The sequence below is a fragment of the Vibrio sp. ED004 genome (genome assembly GCF_023206395.1).
Lineage (GTDB): Bacteria > Pseudomonadota > Gammaproteobacteria > Enterobacterales > Vibrionaceae > Vibrio.
This window is the reverse complement of sequence record NZ_CP066150.1, coordinates 196566-215307: the sequence shown is the minus strand read 5'-3', so window position 1 is coordinate 215307 and position 18742 is coordinate 196566. Positions and strand designations below refer to the sequence as shown.

Here is an 18742-nt window from a genome sequence, read left to right as displayed (position 1 = left end):
TGGTTGTCATGAAAGCTTTCAATCGCAAGCCTCACATCAAGTATTCAGTTGCTACTTTACTTGCTTTGTCTTGCGTGAGTAACACGCTTCAAGCGGGCGACCTGAGTTTGGCCTGGGACTGGCAACTGAGTGCAGAAGCAGTTGAATCACGAGAGTCGCCATTCACTTCTTTAGCATCTGATAATCGTCAGTTATTCAATGGCTTGCTGGATCTAGAGGTTGGATATGACAATTGGCTTGGTCTGTTCGCAGTGAAAGCCAACGATATTCTAAGCAATACCCCTCAAGAACAAGACGCGAGCTTTGAGTCTGAATTCATTCTGCGTGAGTTGTTTTGGCAAGGTGGTGTTGAGTTGTCGAATTCAGTAATCGGTGACCACTACCTCGATGTCACGCTTGGTAAGGTTCGTTTGGATTGGGGCGTGGGTTATGGCTATCGACCGTTAGACATCATCAAGCCGTATCGACAAAACCCAGTAGGTATTGTCGCAGAGGAGGGCGCGGGTGTGGCGTCGGCGTCACTGTTCGATATGACGGGCGAATGGACACTGCTTTACAGCGATTCGTCATGGACTTCTCAAGACGTAAATGAATTCGAAAAGCAGAATCAGCAACAAGGATTTGGATTACGTCGTTACAATCTTGTAGGTGATCACGAGTATCAGTGGGTCGCTTATTACGACGATGTACGCCACGGCTTGCTTGGGGCGAGTTTAGTGTCGGTGTTGAACCTCGCTTGGGAGTTTCATGGCTCGGTGGTCTATCAACGACAAAGCCTTGGCTACAGTCAGCCCAACTCACTGCTTGAACCTGTTTATCTCGAAGAGCAGGGCGAGGCCTATCAAGCGTTAGCAGGATTAACATGGGCGAATAACACTGGGCACAATGTGGTACTGGAATATTGGTTTGATAGCCGAGCGTGGAGTGATTCTGAGTGGCAAAGTGCAATAGAAAGTGCCGAGTCTTTGTCGGTTAATCCGATGACAGCATCACTGGCAGGGTCTTACGCGCAAGGCTATCAGCACGCCAATTTGGTTCAACACAACATCATGTTTCACTGGTCTTTGGATTCGACACATGGCTGGCTTGAAGATATCACGCCGACATTTGATGTGATGTTGTCCCCACAAGACGGTGGTTTTATTGCTACTCAGTGGCTCAACTATCAGGCGTTAGATAATGGCCATTCATCGTTGGATTTGGAACTTGCTGCACGCTTTCTAGGCGGTAAAAGTGATTCTGCTTACGCCAACTTACCCGATAGTCATATGATTCTTATAAATATCAAAGGACGATTTTAATGAACATTTCTTCAAACAGTCAGTTTCCATGGATTAAAAGCTTCACGCTGACCACTCTGTTTTGTTTCGTCATTGCCATCACCACTCAAACGATTTGGGGTGGAGACCTTGTGGTCAATCTCGCGATCAGTTTTGGTTTCGGTTACAGCGCGGTGGGATCCTCTTTTATCTTGGTTGAGGTGTTTAAGAGGAAATCAAAGGTGTTTGATGTGGGTATCTCAATGGTGATCGCGATGACCTTTGGTACCTTGAACGCGCACTATTGGTTGAACGGATATTTCGGAGCCAATATTTCTGACCTTAAATCTGTAGTGCTATTGGGCGTGATCTTCTGTTCGGTTTGCTATTACTATTTCTATACCCGAGAGCAGCAACTACGCGCTGATAACGAATTGGAAGTGGCCAAGCGTCGTCAGGCCGATCAAGAAAAGGTTGTGGTGCTCAGTCAGCTTAAGCAACTGCAAAGCCAAATTGAACCGCATTTCTTGTTCAACACACTTGCGACCATCAATGTGTTGATTGAGAGTGATAGCGCGAAAGCCAAGTTGATGCTCGAAAAACTGACTGACTTGCTGCGAGTGACTTTGAAAAACAGCCGCACCGAGCAATCGACCATCGCACAAGAGGTCGACTTGTTAGACGCTTATCTTAATATTCAGAAGATACGCTTGGAGGAGCGCTTAGCGTTCTCGATTGAAACACACGAGATTAGCGATTTGCAGGTGATTCCACCGTTCTTGATTCAACCTTTGGTCGAGAATGCACTTACGCACGGTATCGAACCCAAAGCGGCGGGTGGCCAAGTGAATATTCGTATTACTCAACAAGCCCAGCAGCTAAAAATTGAAGTGGCTGATAATGGCGCAGGGCTGAAAACGTCTTCTGCGAATACGGGGCACGGTGTTGGGTTGAGCAATATTCGTCAGAGAATAGAAACTCTTTACGGTGATAAGGCGAGCCTAACGATTACTGAGCAAACTGAGGGCGGGGTAGTCTCGACGATCTTATTACCGCTCATCAGCGAAACTAGCTCCGAGACCGCAGAGCAGATGCTCTAGGCTCTGTTGCGAAATAAGCACAGAGACGAAAACAGACGATTTACAGTGTGAATTTAAAGGAATAATAATGACTAACCCAGCAGTAAAGCCGAACGTAACGGCGATTATCGCAGACGATGAAGCACTGTTAAGGCATCACCTAGACAAGAGTTTGGCTGAGGTTTGGCCGGAACTAGAGATCGTCAGTAAGGCAACAAATGGTTTGGAGGCGATGCAGAGTATTCAACAGCTTAAGCCCGATGTGGCCTTTCTCGATATTCGCATGCCAGAGCTCGATGGTATCTCGCTGGCAAAGCAACTCAACAAGTTAGATTCACCGCCATTGATTGTGTTTATTACGGCTTATGACGAATACGCGGTCAAAGCTTTTGAGCACAATGCGATGGACTACCTACTGAAACCCATCAACGAAGAGCGTTTACTGGCCACATGTCAGAAGGTTCAAGCACGCTTGTCGAGCAACCAAACGCAATCAGGTAGCACGTCGGAACAGCCCGATATCGCGGCACTAATGAATCAGCTTCAACAGTTATCACAATCTACTTCCCAGCAAAACAAGCAACAGTATCTCACGTGGCTCAAAGCCTGTGTAGGGGAAGACATTCACCTGATTGCCGTCGATGATGTGGCGTATTTCAAAGCCGAAGACAAGTACGTGTCTATATTTAAGAAGGGTCAAGAGGGTGCATTAGAGGAGTTTATTCTTCGCGTGTCACTAAAAGAGTTGATTGCTCAGCTTAACCCTGATGAATTTTGGCAGATCCACCGTTCAGTGGTGGTGAAGGTTTCCGCCATTGATAAGGTTAAGAAAGGCCTTTCTAGTCAGATGTCGGCGTATGTATCAGGCGAGAAACTACCGATCAGCCGCGCCTCGCAAGCTCTGTTTAAAGGTATGTAGAGAACGAGCAAAAGGCGCGACATATCGGCTTTACAATTGATTTATGTAATTTATAAATCAAATATTTTCATACTTATATCGAGTGACTCTAAAATTTTAGTCGTTTGATTTAATGGCGAATTATTACACTTTGGCGATCGGATATATTGGAGCAAAGCCCTTCAAAGAGATCGTTATGAAAGCATACTATTTAGTCGTCGTATTGAGCTCCACATTGCTAGGTTGCAGTTCTACTCCTCAGCAACAAACGTTATTGAAATCCGACCCATATTGGGTCACTGGTAAATTAGATAACGGCTTAACCTACCACGTTTACCCTGACCGAGAACAACCTGTATCGGTACGCCTACTTGTGCATGCCGGCTCTTTCCAAGAGAGCGAACAGCAAAAAGGTTATGCCCATTTTGTTGAGCATATGGCGTTTAATGGCAGCAAAAATTTTTCAGGGAATGATGTAGTAGAGTTGTTTGAGCAATCTGGTGCTAGCTTTGGCGCCGACTTAAATGCTTATACCTCTTATCAAGAAACCCTCTATAAGTTAGATCTACCCGATAACAAGAATCTAGATAAAGCGTTGGCTTGGTTTAGAGATATTGGCGATGGTTTACTGCTGTCTGAAGATGAAATCGAAAAAGAGAAAGGTGTGATATTAGGGGAATTTCGACACACACGCGTTGAAGATAAACCGCTCTCATTTAAGTTCTACGATCATATGATTGAAGGCACGAATTACCAAACCAACGATCCCATTGGCAATAAAGAATCCGTTTCTAATGCGAATGTTCAAGAATTAAAAAACTATTATCAAACCTGGTACCAACCTCAGTTAACCGAGGTGATTGTCTCTGGTGATATTACTCTAGCCGAAGTGATCCCTTTGATTGAAGAAAGCTTCTCTGACTGGCAAAGAGGCACAACACCGGTTCCCGTGAAGAACACATCAGCGGATTACAATACTCAAGATTTTGTGGCGTATGGATCTGGGGTCGAGCCTCCGAGCATCGGGATAGTGATTGATCGTGGGCAAAGAGTGACACGCAGCCATGAGCAACAACATCAACTTTGGCTAGATGATATTGCTCAGCAACTTATCCAACAAAGGTTGAATTCAGATTTTGTTGACGCTGCGTTGCCAGTGCAATGGGTTGCTTCGATTCCCTATTTCTTAGAGTACCAAAGGTATTCTATTACTACGGTTGGCTTTCCTGTCGATAGTCGAGAGCAAAGCCAGCAGCAGTTTATTTCTACTCTTGCCTCATTGCGTGATCATGGTGTGAGCGAATATGAGTTTACGAGTGTGATACAGCAATACCAAGCGAACCTTGATGACATTAAGTCTAACTGGGAGAGAATGAACGCAGTGGCTCATGCTGACGGTAAGTCGACAGCACTGGTGATTAACCAGACGGTTCAATCACAGCTTGATTATAAGTCGAGTTTGAAAGAGTTTCTTGCGAGTACTGATCTGGAGGCCGTAAATGATAATTTAGATGATTTACTTTCTAGTCCTTATATTTTGGGATTAGGTTTATCGTTTAAAGAAGACTTGCAGGCAATGAATAACGAGCTAAAAGATGTCAGAAAAGCCTATAAAAAGACAGGTAACAGACCATTGCTCGTTACTGCAAGCTCCGCGTTTAGTGTGCCTGCGTCTCAAGGCGAAATTGTAAAACAAGTTCAGGTGAGTGACGATCCTAATTTGAAGCAGTGGACATTAAGCAACGGCATTGAAGTTTTGTATCTCCGTAACTCTGAGGCTGGTAATAGTGTTGGGGTTTACTATGCCAGTGAGGGCGGAAAAGCGGCGCTGGATCCTTCGCTGTTTCCTGCAGTAGAGATTGCGCTGCCAGCTTCGGTTCGTAGTGGTGTTGGTAAATTTAGTGGTTCGGAGTTAACTGCTCACTTGAGACGCGAAGACATTGAAATCTATCCCTTCATCAACTTTACTCATCATGGTCTAGAAATAAGTGCCAAGAAAAAGACGCTTGCAGAAGGTCTAGCTGCGCTGCACACCATTGTAACTGAACCTAAAATAGACAGTGATCAGCTTGAGGCTGTGAAGTCTGAATTTGCTCAAGACCGTACAGCATATTTAGAAACTCCAGTTGGCCAGTTTATTCAGATGGTTAATCGCAATAGCTATCAAACAAGCAGCCGTCACATGATGCTTGAAAGTGAAGATATTAAGGCTGTCACGTCGCAAGATATACTAGATGTGCATCATCAACTCTTCCAAAAGTTAAGAGACAACACATTGGTTATTGTTGCTGATATTAATCCAGCTGAAATTAAGCCTCTTGTGCGTCAATACGTTGCTTCATTGCCATTAGAAGCAGCTGTGTCTCCTGATTATCAGGTGGCTTATAGTCCTGATTCGAAAGAACGAATGGATATATCCGTCAATAATGAAGACAGCAGTCAGTATTTATTACGTGTGATTTCCCAGCAAGCTAGGGATAAAACCGCAAAAGATGTGTTTATGGACGATATGCTTCAGCGCGTGTTGTCGAGACGTTTAACGGCTTATGTTCGTGAAGAGTTAGGTTTGGATTATGCGCCTTATGTGTACTCGGTCGCACAAGACAGTGAGCCGAGTTATGACTGGTTAATCGGCTCTTTAACGGCTCCAGAAAACTCAGATAAAATTGAACAGGCGATTGATAAGGTCATTGCTGGAGCGGCAAAAGGGATTTCTGAAGATGAGACTCGAACGGCCGCTAAGCAGCTAGTGGCGGACCTTACTCCACTTAAATATAAGCCTACTGAACAAGCTTGGTTTATTTCTCGTTATCTGATTCATGATTATGGTTTTGAGGTGTTGTTCGACCTGCAGGGGACGGCAGACTCAATTTCTAGTCAAGACATGACAGAGTATGCTAAAGAAATTTTTGGGGATAACAGCTATCAGTTGAAGAATTTGTTAAGCCCACAAGGTTAGGTCTAGTTAGGTGAGTGGTTTTTCTTGAAAGCCGCTTCTACTCTTTATATATGGATTCACTTCCAAGCCAAATGTTCAGCATTTGGCTTTTTTATTGCACTGAATCTTTATGAGGTTTGGTAGAACCACTTATTAGCCGAGCCTCGCAAGCTTTGTTTAAAGGGATGTAGAGGCTCACTTAAGGTATTTAGCAAGCGTGTTTAAATGGATTTCATAAGTTCTTATTGAAGTGCTACTTCAGTAAATACAGCTGATCTTACATATCGAACGGTGATTTATAAAACAAAGATCCAGATCACAAAGATACTCATCGGGTTCAATATTAAATAATAATCGTTAACTCAATCTGTATATTGTCGATGAATGACATTAAGAGGTTGTTATGAAAACATATTATTTAGCGACGGCTCTATGCCTCACCTTAGTTGGCTGTAGCTCAACATCAAAAATTACCGAAATGCCAATCCAGTCGGATCCGGCATGGACTTCAGGCCAACTAGAAAATGGCCTTACTTATCATGTTTATCCAGATCATGAAGAATCCGTATCTGTTCGTTTAGTCGTGCATGCGGGCTCAATTCAAGAGACTTCTCAACAAGAAGGCTATGCGCACTTTTTGGAACACATGGCATTCAATGGCAGTAAAAATTTCTCTGAAAATGACGTGATTCGTCTATTCGAAGATGCAGGCGCTAGCTTCGGTGCAGATATTAATGCCTACACCTCTTATGAAGAGACGGTATACCAGTTAGATTTGCCAGATAACATTCAATTGCAGTCTGCTTTGACGTGGATGCGTGACATTGGTGATGGCCTGGATCTATCAAGTTCAGAAGTCGAAAAAGAAAAAGGCGTGGTTCTTGGTGAGTTCCGTATGGCTCGCCTCGATGATAAGTCATTCGGAGATATATATTATGATCACTTCATTGAAGGCGGCCCGTACGAATCGCAAGATGCATTAGGGACGAAATCGTCGATTGTGAATGCCACTCCTCAAGGTATCACCAACTTTTATCAGACTTGGTATCAACCCCAAATAGTTGAGCTGGTCGTTTCTGGTGATGTGGACATCAAAACCGTGATTCCACTCATTGAAGAAAAGTTTTCGAGCTGGGAGCGGGGTGATACGCCGAGACCAGAGAAACAGAAAGTGACGTCATTCAATGAAGATGATTATGTTGAGTACGCAGGAAGAGAAGCGCCAAGCATCACTCTGACGTTTAACCGAGGTTCAAATAGAGTTGAAAGTCATGCTCAGCAGAATCAACGCAGGTTAGATGAAACCTCTCAACAATTGATTCAACGACGATTAGAAGCGGTGTTCAATGATGCCGCGCTACCGACTCAATGGATTGCGTCTGATAGTTATCGAATGGGCGCTCTGTACTATTCGTCAATAAGTGTTGGGTTTCCGGCTAGAGACCGTGAAGTTATCCAAAAAGATCTGCTTTCTACATTGGCGTCATTGCGTGATTTTGGTGTTTCAGAAACGGATATTGTTGGCGAACTGCATTACTACCAAGACTTGCTGGATAACATTGAGCATGACTGGGATAAAATGGACAGCGTTGAACACGCGAACTACAAAGTGAGCACGTTAGTCACTGATCGAATTGTCCAATCACAGAAAGACTATCAAGTCAGCTTGGAAGCTTTCATCGCTAACTTGAGCCTTGAAGTGATTAACGACAACATCAAGAATCTACTTTCTGATGATTACTTTATTGTTATTGGGATGGATGATTCCGAAGACAGAACAGCGGTCATTAACTCTCTAGATAGTTTAAAAGCCGCGTATAGCGAGGCGGGAGTTCCGCCGCTTGCGATTGGAACAGCCAGTGCCTTTGCTATACCTAGCTCGCAAGGTGAGGTTGTACTTGCTGAACAAATGTCTGTAGACCCATACATCCAAAAGTGGACGTTAAGCAATGGTATCGATATGTGGTACCTGCGTGATTATGTGGCAGGTGATGATGTTGGGGTGATGTACATGAGCCTCGGTGGAAAAGCCGCTTTGGATCCGAGCTTGTACCCAGCGGTTGAGGTTGCATTACCTACCTTCGCTCGAAGCGGTGCCGGTGAGTTTACGGGCTCTGAGCTTTTAGCGTACTTTGATCGTGAAAATATTCGTGCCGATTCCTTCATTGGTAATACTCGTCATGGTATTGAATTTAATATCAATAAAGACGGACTTAAAGATACGTTTGCAGCGCTTTATACCTTCATCACTGCGCCTAAAATTGTTCCCGAGCAGTTAGAGGCAGTGAAGCAGGAGTTTGTACAAGGTCAAGAATCTTTCTTGAGCAGCCCTGTTGGTCAGTTTGAACGCGCAAGAAACCAGAACATCTATCATCAGGATAGTCGCCACCTCTTTGTTGATAAAGAACGTGTTGAAGCGGTTTCTGTGGAAGACGTCGCTAATCTTCATCAGCAGTTGTTTGGTCAAATGAGACATAACCAATTGGTGATCGTGGGTGACATCGACCCAAGTGAATTAAAACCTTTGGTTCAGCAATACTTGGCTTCGATTCCATTAGAGAAAGCCGAGGTTCCTGACTTTAACGTGGCTTACAAGAAGCCATCAGAATCACGCATTGATTTAGCCATCAACAATGTGAATAGTGCAGAGTACGTTTTACGAGTTATCTCTGAGCCTAGCGTTGAAGTTAAAATGTCGGCAAAAGATGTTTTCATGGAAGACTTACTGCAACGCTTGCTAGCGACTCGTTTAGATACTTATATTCGTGAAGAGTTGAGCTTAGATTACTCGCCTTATACGTATTCAGCATCCGCAGACAGCGAGTTGAGTGATGAGTGGGTTATTGGTGCGATGATAGCGCCAGAGAACGTTGAACAAGTCGAAGTGGCGATCGATAAGGTGATTACAGACCTTTTACAAGGCGTCTCTGAAAAGGAAATGCAAGCAGTTGTGAAGCAGTTTGAAGCTGACTTTACGCCTCTAGAGAATGGCTCTATCGACCAAGCATGGTATGTGTCTCGTTATCTGCTACATGGTTACGGTGTCGACGCTTTGTCTCAAGTTGAGCGGGTTGCGAGATCGATCACTGCGGAAGACATGAATCAACTTGTCCAACGCATTTTTGGTGAAAATAGTCGTAAGGTTAAGAACATCATGCGTCCTAAAGCCTAAAGCCTAAAGCTTGAAACCAACAGAAAGAGACAACCCAAAGCCAAGCGATCACCGCTTGGCTTTGTTATTTTTCCACCATTCATAACGTCTATGTATCACCTGTTGCTAAGCCGTTTTAGATCTATGTAAATCTAAAATTCGAGAACGCTTAATCGGTTGCATCGTATCATTTTCTAAAAAAATGTTTTAAATCAAGACAGCGTTTCATTTGTATTGTAGATTGACGATCTACGAGAATGTTGTTTGGATATTAGATTGCTTAAACTGGGTACACGATTAGTCTTAATGTTGTTTTTACTGAGCTTTGGCTTAGTGAATTCTAACGGCTATTCGTTTCCTTCTAAGCCATTTCAAATATACTCGGCTCAAGAGCAGCCTTCGCAGAATAATCTTTGTAAACAAGCTGCTGCGGATAACCCGTCGAGCTACATGGAATGCGATCAGGTTCAGTTTGACACTGCGTCTTTAGGTGATAGTTCCAATTATCACGACACTGAATCGAGTCTCCAAGCGGTAACCTTTAGACGTATGCTCAGCAACGAGCAAGAAAGCGTGGCCGATCTTGAGCCTGCTTATCATCTACTGATCGATTTCTCTCCCCCATCACTACTGGCTTCTCTGCTTGTCAACACGCCGCTGTTGGATTCCAAGCAGCATTGGACCAGCATTGTGAGTTCTCCGTCCTCCCGGCTTTCGGGGTGGAAAGAGGGCAATATCCAATACTCGCATTTCCGAGAACTTCTTAGCTAATCGTTTGACCCTAAATTGGTCGTATTGATGGTCACTTGTGCCCGTTGATCTTGCCAATTAACCAAGACAAACATAGCGACATCAGCTTTAGCATCACTACCGTTCAATCAGCTTGTTCAGGTTTCGGCTATCGATCGTGTTCGCAAAACATTAGTTATACCAATCGTAGTAAATAACTGGTCACCCTAGCTGGTTAAAATGCTCGATCACTGCTTTTTTTCGGCGCTATTTTTGAGCACGTATTTACGGTGATTGGTAAAAAGAAGAGATCTTGACTGTGAAAAAACGCATTCCAAGAAAACAAATCAACCACTACTCAAAGTGGAAATACGTGGTGCTTATCGCCACCATCATCATCATGATTCTAAGCGCTCTACCTTCTTGGTTTGGCGAAGACGCCTCGGTTCAAATCAGTAATCGCTCTGAGCAGACGATCGACGCCACTCAAGTGACGCAATATCTTGCTAGCGAAGGCATTCAAGCCAAATCAGCCTTTCAAAAAGACAAACGCTTAGTCGTGATTTTAGAAGATGCAGAGCAACAAGCGAAAGCCAAAGAAGTGCTTAATGAGCGCTTCCTCGACAACGCGACGGTTGCGCTTGCTATGGAGCCTGCTGCACCTAAATGGCTGACTGATTTGGGCTTTGCACCGATTCAGCTAGGTCTTGATTTACGTGGTGGTGTGCAGTTCCTGCTTGAAGTGGACATGGAACCAGTTTATCACGCACAAGCGCAATCTGTGGTCGACGAGATCACCAGCCAAATACGTTATGCACGCGGTAAAGTGGTGAATAACCAAGTTCAGTTTGATTTCCGTACCGACGCCGATTTCGAGAAAGCACAAAAACTGATTCGTGAAGAGTTCCCACAATGGCAACGTGATCGTTCAGATAAATCACTAACGTTAACTCAGTCTGAAGAAGAGCAAAGAACGCTACGCAACCTAACGGTTCAGCAAAACCTGCAAATCATGCGCAGCCGTATTGAAGAACTAGGCATCACTGAAGCATCGATTCAACGCCAAGGTGAAAGCCGTATCCGTATCGAATTGCCGGGTGTACAAGACCCTGCAGCCGCGAAAGACGTGATTGGTGCTACGGCTTCATTAGCGTTCTACTCTGTGTACGACAACCCAACACGCAATACTCAAACTCTGAAAGATTCAGATGGTAATCGTGTAGTGGTTGCTCGCAAAGCAGTACTGAGCGGTGAACATATTATCGATGCTCGCAGTGGTATTGGTGAGATGGGCAGTGCAGAAGTAAACATCACGCTGGATTCTTCTGGTGGTAAGAAAATGTCTGAGTTTTCTCGCCATAACATTGGTAAGCCAATGGCAACGGTGTACAGCGAATACAGTCGTGATAGAGCAGGCAACAGCAAACAAGACAGTGAAGTGATCAGTGTTGCAAACATTCAATCTCAACTGGGTAGCCGCTTCAGAATCACTGGTGCAGGCAGCATGGCAGATGCACAAGAGCTTGCTCTACTGTTACGTGCCGGTTCATTAACCGCGCCTGTTACTATCATTGAAGAGCGTACCATTGGCCCATCTTTGGGTGCAGAAAACGTAACCAACGGCTTTGCTGCTTTGGCTCTTGGCCTTGGTCTTACTCTAACGTTTATGGCGCTATGGTACCGCCGTCTTGGTTGGGTCGCGAACTGTGCATTGGTGGTTAATATGACCACGTTGTTTGGTTTGATTGCCTTGTTACCGGGTGCGGTTTTAACTCTGCCGGGTATTGCGGGCTTGGTACTGACCGTCGGTATGGCGGTGGACACTAACGTGCTTATCTTCGAGCGTATTCGAGACAAGATGAAAGAAGGACGCAGTTTTGCTAGCTCTATTGATCGTGGTTTCGATAGCGCATTCTCGTCAATTTTCGATGCTAACGTCACCACCATGATCGTTGCTGTGGCTCTATATACCATTGGTAATGGCCCAATTCAGGGCTTCGCTCTGACGCTGGGTTTAGGTCTTCTAACCAGTATGTTTACGGGCATTTTTGCTTCACGAGCGATCATCAATTTGGTTTGGGGGCGTGACCAACGCCACGATGTAAGGATTTAAGCATGAGTATTTCAAAAATGACTATTTCAGACCGCTATTTTTCAAATAGTAATATGACTCGCCTTCGTAAGGTGATGTCTGCAATATCTATTGTGCTGTTCATGAGCTCTGTGATGCTGGTGGCGGTGAAAGGTTTTAACTGGGGCTTGGACTTCACAGGTGGTGTGGTTGCCGAGGTTCAGCTCTCTGATCAAGTAACCAAAGATGCGTTAAAAACAAAACTTGATACGGCTTTCCAACAAGACGTGCAAGTGGTTGGTATGGCAGAACAGGATCGCTGGACAATCCGTTACAGCCAACTGACAGACGCTCCACAACCAAACTTAGTGGATGCTTTGTCTTCTGTGAGTGACCAAGTAAAAGTGCTTAACAGCAGCGTGGTTGGCCCTCAAGTAGGTCAAGATATGGTTGACCAAGGTGGTTTAGCGGTATTGGTGTGTTTCCTAATGATCATGCTGTACCTGAGTGTACGTTTTGAATGGCGTTTGGCGTTGGGTGCCCTTGCCGCGATCATCTATGACGTGACGCTTATCTTGGGTTTGTTCGCGTTCACTCAGTTTGAGTTCAACTTGACCGTATTAGCGGCTGTGTTGGCAATTTTGGGTTACTCATTGAATGACTCGATTATCATTGCCGACCGTGTACGCGAAATGCTGCGCGGCAATCCAAACGGTGATACGGATAACCTGCTTAACGAATCGGTTAAAGCGACCTTCTCACGCACCATGGTGACTTCAGGTACAACGCTAATCACCGTATCTTCGCTTTGGTTACTTGGCGGTTCTGCACTGCAAGGATTCGCAATTGCACTGGTGGTGGGTATTGTCAGCGGTACGTGGTCTTCCGTTTCAGTAGGTATCACACTACCTAAACTACTTGGCCTACAGCCTTGTCACTACCAAGTGAAAGCGCCAGTAGAAGTTGAGGGTGAGTACCCTTAGGTTATCTATTGGTTAACAGTACTACTTAGTCAGTAACGTCAATAAAGCCCTTCGTTTATAACAAAACGAGGGGCTTTATTTTTTATAAGAGTCAAACAGTTACAGAAAAGAGAGCCTATTTCAAAAAACGATGGATTGAGCAGGCAAGCCCTCATGATATGAAGTATGTTTAAATGAAGTTCGTAGAAATGAGGCAAGGGAATGGAATATCGACATCAATGTCATGTAGGCGACCACGGTGATGCACTCAAGCATCCCGTATTGAGTGCACTTGTTCAGTCATTAATGCAGCAACATTCACGCCTCAATGTTATCGACACCCACTCTGGTACAGGGTGTTATGACCTAACCACAGCACCAAGCAATCATGCGGGTGAGTTTGCTGAAGGGGTCGGGTACTTATGGCGCAACAAGGCTTATCTTCCGCCGGCATTCAGCTCTTTTATGTCGGTGCTTGAATACTACAATCCGAATCAGCTTATCTCTTTGTATCCCGGTTCTGCTGCCATCGCATATCAACAAGGTCGCAGCCAAGATAGCTTCTATTTTTCAGACATCCAGCAAGATGAAGCCGACCTATTGCTAACCAACATTGAGAAGTTGCAACGCGATCTTGATGTTTCAAGTAAGCTCACTATTACCGCGGGTGATGGATGGGCTTAAAGCGTTACCTGATGACGTAGCTAAACATGACAATCATCATCTGATTGTTATCGACCCACCCTATGAAACCGATTCTGAATATCTCGCGGTGATTGATGCCTTGGTTAAGGCGTATCAACAATCTGAGAAGGTATCTGCCTTGATTTGGTATCCACTTTATACGGACGACAAGAGCTCGCTGATTCTTAATCATTGCGTGACAGCGGTGAAAGATGGTTTGCTGCCAAGTCCGATTAAATCTGAATTGCGACTAAGAGATCCCAAGGGTGATGATCGCTTGATCGGCAGTGGTTTGCTGTTGTTCAATCCACCACAAGGCATTGCTGGAACGGTGGCCGATACTCTGGATTACTTACACAGTCAGCTCGCAACCGATGGTGAGGGTTATTGGCAAATGAGAAGTCTATAAACCTGATTTATCTGGGTTTTTTGGTGTTTTTCTAGACGCTGTTCACTAAACTATTGCAGTTAATGTGGTTTAAATTGACCAAACGCTAACTTTTATCGATTGATTAATTGCAGTGAATCATTTAAAAATAGAATATCAATGCGCACAAGTGCATAATGGCTCATAAGTTAAATAATTAATCTTAAGATTAAACTAGATTGTGGTTTACCCCCTAAACTGCATAAGGCTCGCACTAGTCATGCGAGCCTTTCTTTTGCCTGAAGGAAATGTTTACAACAGGTTCTCTTCAATCTTTAGTGCTTTCTCGATGAGTTTCGCATTGAAATCTGCAGCTTCCACTGAGTAGTGCGCTTTACGATGGCAAGTCGGACAGAGTGCAATTACATTTTCAGGGCAATCAGCGCCACCATCAGCTAACCGTGTCAGGTGATGTACTTCTAGGTAAGGGCCTGACTTGGTCTCAAAAGGTGAGGGTACTCCACAACCTTCACAGATACCATTTGCCCTCTTTTTTGCGTAAAGCTTAATGGCTTCACTACGATACTTCACGTGCGTGAGTTGTTCTTTAGGGTCAGCTTGAAGTGGCGTTGAAGCTAAAGCGATGTCTCGTAATTGCTTCAATGATTTACTTTTAGTTGGCTTCGTTAAGTATGAAGCTTTTGGTGTTTGAATGGTATTGCCGACACTTTGTGGGACGATATCTAGATGGAAAACTATTGCATCACGAAGTTGGTCGTTCTTGTCGGGGCGTTACTCAATGTGATGACAGATGTAGTTGCAGACTCCGACGAATCTAACAAAACCAGTTGAGACAGATTCAAATAAGAGAATCTCTTTAAGGTTGTTTTGGTGTTCAAAGATGGCCAAGTTTCCTTTAACCATCTGCATATCACCTACTTGCCCTTCTCCTGTATATCGGAAAGTGCCGTCTGCACTAAAACCATCAGAGTAGCCAAATTCTTCACCAGCATCGCTAGTGAAGATAAATACATATGGGTGGGCTGCAGGCGTAGCGATACCGCCATATTGTTGACCCTTGTAATGACCGTGTATATCTGCGCGTCGATTGTAAATCTGTCCTACGTTGAACAATGGAGAGTCCTCATTTGTCCGTTTGAATTTTAATTGTTATTGATATTTTTATAATTTAAATTCCGTGTAAAGTTCAAATATAACAGTGGTTTAAGTTAAAATATGCAAGTGGATTCTTGGGTGTGAAAAGGTATCGGCTCGGTCACATTTCTAGAGAGGCAAGCCTGCAGGACTCATGCAGGCTTGGTGCTTGTTTAATGCTTTACTATTACAAAGCTGGATAATCGGTATAGCCTTTTTCGTTGCCGCCGAACAGAGTCGCGCCATCAAGTTCTGATAGTTTTCTGCCGTTTTGTAGGCGTGAAACGAGATCTGGATTCGCAACGAATGGGCGACCAAATGCGACGAGATCGGCGTAACCTTTGCTTAACACTTCTTCGGCACGCTCTGGTGTGTAACTGCCTGCGACGATGATGGTATTGGAAAACAACTCTCTCAGTTCGACTCGGAAGCTTTCAGGTATCACAGGTGCGTCATCCCAATCGGCTTCTGAAAGGTGCAGATAAGCGATATCACGCGCTTGTAGGGCCTTTGAAGCTTCTAAAATCGTTGGCACGATGTCTGGGCAGTTCATGTCTTTGAAGGTGATGAATGGGGCCAAACGTACGCCCACTTTGTCTGCGCCAATTGCTTCAATGACCGCATCCACGACTTCGATTAGAAAGCGAAGTCGGTTCTCGCGGCTGCCACCATAGTTGTCGGTGCGCTTATTTGAATTGGTTCTTAGGAATTGATCGATGAGGTAGCCATTACCACCGTGGATTTCCACTCCGTTGAACCCTGCCTCGACTGCTTTTTTCGCTGAGTTAGCAAAATCTTGAACAACACGATCAATGTCTGCTTGGGTCATATCTCTTGGTTGGATGCAATCGACCATGTTGCCATTACCATTCTCGTCAGAAATCCAAACCTGAGTTTCTATTGGAGCCAAAGCTGACGGTGCAATCGGTAGTTCGCCCTTTTGAAAGGTAGGGTGAGATACGCGACCGACATGCCATAGTTGGCAGAATATCGCGGCGCCTTGTTCTTTTGCGGCTGTGGTTACTGATTTCCAACCTTCGATTTGTGCATCGGTATAAACGCCGGGTGTGAATGAGTAACCTTGAGAGTCATCTGAAATTTGTGTGGCTTCAGTGATGATAAGCCCTGCACTGGCACGTTGCTGGTAATAGGTTGCCATCATATCGTTTGGCACGTTTCCAGGTTGGCTAGTGCGAGCGCGAGTCATGGGTGCCATAACCACGCGGTTTTGCAGTTCTAGGCCTTTTAGTTCTGATGTTTCGAATAATTTGTTCATGGTCTCTACCTTTGTGAATTTTTAGCTGCTGTGCCAATGCCAGTTTGAGAATGAATTGGCATTTTGAAGTTTCTGAGTTCTTAAATTACTTAGCTTCTGTTGGTGCGAATATTGAGTTGCTTTGTGGCTTTCCGTTTCGGTTAGCTTTAGCAATCAAGAACAAGCTGATGATAGGAACGACAACGGCTGCGAATGGAATCATGCCTGCGCCTAGTTGGCTGTCGAGGACCATGCCGCCAAGGAATCCACCAAAGGCATTAGCCAAGTTAAACGCTGAGATATTCGCAGTTGCTGCTAACTCTTGGCCTTCGCCACCGTGGTTCATCACTCGAAGTTGCATGGCAGGAACGTTCGCAAATGATGCAATACCAAAGACAAATGCCGCTGCAACGAATAGAATTTTGTTGTCTACCACAAGGCCAACCACAACCAATGAAACGATCATTGCGACTGCCCAAAACATTGAAGCTTTACCGAGGTTTTTATCTGAAGAGCGTCCACCCAAGGTGTTACCTATGATTAAGCCGACACCCACAATCACTAAGATCCAAGTCACTGATTCTTGACCGTAGCCGGTGATGTGCATAGCGATTGGCGCAAGGTATCCGTAAAGCGTCATGAAGCCAGACCAAGCAAAAGCGGTGATCGCCAAGCTGATAAGCAGCATTGGATTTTTGAACGCCATAAGCTGAGTTTTGATGTCTTTCGCTTCGCTGTGACCCGTTGACTTGATAGATGTCAGGATAGAAATCATCGCAACTGTGCCAAGTGCCGCAACGGTAAAGAAGGTGGTGTGCCAACCAAATTGCAAGCTCACCCAAGTCCCTGCGGGAACCCCAAGAACGTTAGCGAGCGTTAAGCCAGCGAACATCTGACCAACAGCACGACCTGCCATTTTCTCAGACACTAAATTGGTCGCGACAACTGCACCTATGCCATAGAAAGGACCTTGCACTAAGCCTGCGATAACGCGGCTTGCAAGTAGAAGTGGGTAGCTAGGAGCTAAGGCTGACAAGATATTACCGATGATGAACAGAGCCATTAAACCGATTAGCACCATCTTCTTATTAAAGTGCGCAAGGTAGATGGTTAAGATAGGGCCGCCGATAACGATAGCCAACGCGTAAGCACTGATCAGGTAGCCTGCTTGGCCTTCGGTGATCGAAAGGGAAGTGGCGATTTGTGGAAGGATGCCTGCGATAACAAATTCAGCCGTACCAATAGCGAACGCCGCGAGTGTCAGTATCCAAACTTGGAATGGGATCTTTTCTTTATGGATCGCTTCTGATTTCATAGTGAAGTACCTGTGTTAATTCTTGTTTGTTAGGACGTTTAGATACACGCCCTAACGATTGTTCTTTGCTTCTTTGCGGAGTGTTAGCCGAGTAGAGCACCGCCATCGATGTCGATGATTGACCCCGTTACGTATGGGTTGTTAATCGCGAATAGATAGCCCATTGCGATATCTTTAGCCTCTCCGACTTTGCCTGCTGGTAGGTTGTTTTTCGCGTTGTCGTACATGCTTTTACGAGCAGAATCGTCCATGTTTTCGTATGCTTCGGTCATGGTTAAGCCGGGGCTGACGGCATTGACGCGAATCGGTGATAGCTCTTTCGCCAGTATTTTGGTTACGCTTTCTAGTGCGGCGTTGATGGCGGCTTTTACGTAAGTGCCAGCCACTACTTTGCGAGACAACATGCCGGTTGTGAGTGTGATAGAGCCGTTTGGCGTCATGTAGCGTGCGGCATGTTTGGCTACGTTTAAGCTGCCCCAAAACTTAGTGTCAAAAGCTGTCTTAGCGTCTGCGGTTGCTACGTCTGTTACTTTTCCTGCGGGAGCGGACGAGCCAGCCGTTACGATTAAGTGGTCAAACACGCCAATCGATTCAAAGTATTCACAAACCGACTTTTCATTGCTGATATCAACGCCTGTATGTCGGCTGGCAACGTGTACTGTGTTTTCTTCGTTTCTCAATTGCATTGCTAATGCTTTGCCGATACCTGATGTGCCACCAATGATGACAAAAGTGCTCTTTTCTTGGTTCGCTAGTGTGTTGCTCATGGTCTGAATTCCTGCGTGCTCTGCTGATGGTTGTCATTATATTTGTTCGACTAAATTTGATAATTGGCTAAAATATAAATTCATTATTCGGTATAAATGAACAATAGGGCGA

At 44.9% G+C, this 18742-nt stretch carries 11 protein-coding genes and 2 pseudogenes; 9 read left to right on the top strand and 4 right to left on the bottom strand.

Annotation, left to right across the window (positions count from 1 at the left end; genetic code table 11):
- Positions 1–8 precede the first annotated feature (8 nt).
- From ITG10_RS18520 to rlmJ, 9 genes and pseudogenes are all read left to right on the top strand, one after another.
- A complete protein-coding gene (locus ITG10_RS18520; protein WP_017630293.1) occupies positions 9–1301 on the top strand; it encodes a hypothetical protein in 1293 nt (430 codons plus the stop codon).
- A complete protein-coding gene (locus tag ITG10_RS18515) occupies positions 1301–2359 on the top strand; it encodes a histidine kinase (protein ID WP_017630294.1) in 1059 nt (352 codons plus the stop codon). The genes ITG10_RS18520 and ITG10_RS18515 overlap by 1 nt, the downstream gene beginning before the upstream one ends.
- Positions 2360–2426: 67 nt before the next feature.
- Complete coding sequence (locus tag ITG10_RS18510; protein ID WP_017630295.1) at positions 2427–3257, top strand: response regulator transcription factor; 831 nt, start codon at positions 2427–2429, stop codon at positions 3255–3257.
- Positions 3258–3432: 175 nt separating this feature from the next.
- Complete coding sequence (locus tag ITG10_RS18505) at positions 3433–6195, top strand: M16 family metallopeptidase (protein WP_017630296.1); 2763 nt, start codon at positions 3433–3435, stop codon at positions 6193–6195.
- Between the two features lie 382 nt (positions 6196–6577).
- Positions 6578–9346 carry an insulinase family protein gene (locus ITG10_RS18500; RefSeq protein ID WP_017630297.1) on the top strand — a complete coding sequence of 923 codons (2769 nt, stop codon included), beginning with the start codon at positions 6578–6580 and terminating at the stop codon, positions 9344–9346.
- A 285-nt stretch (positions 9347–9631) separates the two neighbouring features.
- Positions 9632–10096 carry a hypothetical protein gene (locus ITG10_RS18495; RefSeq protein ID WP_026084184.1) on the top strand — a complete coding sequence of 155 codons (465 nt, stop codon included), beginning with the start codon at positions 9632–9634 and terminating at the stop codon, positions 10094–10096.
- A gap of 271 nt (positions 10097–10367) precedes the next feature.
- Positions 10368–12167, top strand: a complete 1800-nt coding sequence (gene secD / locus ITG10_RS18490; protein WP_017630299.1) for a protein translocase subunit SecD — start codon at positions 10368–10370, stop codon at positions 12165–12167.
- 2 nt (positions 12168–12169) lie between these two features.
- Entirely contained in the window at positions 12170–13108 is a 939-nt protein-coding gene (gene secF, locus ITG10_RS18485; protein WP_017630300.1) for a protein translocase subunit SecF, read from the top strand.
- 201 nt (positions 13109–13309) lie between these two features.
- Positions 13310–14180 (top strand): annotated as a pseudogene (gene rlmJ / locus ITG10_RS18480) (23S rRNA (adenine(2030)-N(6))-methyltransferase RlmJ).
- Between the two features lie 270 nt (positions 14181–14450).
- Here rlmJ and ITG10_RS26515 read toward each other — a convergent pair.
- The 4 genes and pseudogenes from ITG10_RS26515 to ITG10_RS18455 all read right to left on the bottom strand — a co-directional run bounded on the left by ITG10_RS26515 (position 14451) and on the right by ITG10_RS18455 (position 18630).
- A pseudogene (locus ITG10_RS26515) lies at positions 14451–15272 on the bottom strand (HNH endonuclease signature motif containing protein).
- A 208-nt stretch (positions 15273–15480) separates the two neighbouring features.
- On the bottom strand, positions 15481–16569 hold the full coding sequence (locus ITG10_RS18465) for an alkene reductase (RefSeq protein WP_017630303.1): 1089 nt from the start codon (positions 16567–16569) through the stop codon (positions 15481–15483).
- A gap of 85 nt (positions 16570–16654) precedes the next feature.
- A complete protein-coding gene (locus ITG10_RS18460) occupies positions 16655–17863 on the bottom strand; it encodes an MFS transporter (protein WP_017630304.1) in 1209 nt (402 codons plus the stop codon).
- Between the two features lie 83 nt (positions 17864–17946).
- Positions 17947–18630: an SDR family oxidoreductase gene (locus ITG10_RS18455; RefSeq protein ID WP_248387058.1), complete on the bottom strand. Its 684-nt coding sequence runs from the start codon at positions 18628–18630 to the stop codon at positions 17947–17949.
- Positions 18631–18742 lie beyond the last annotated feature (112 nt).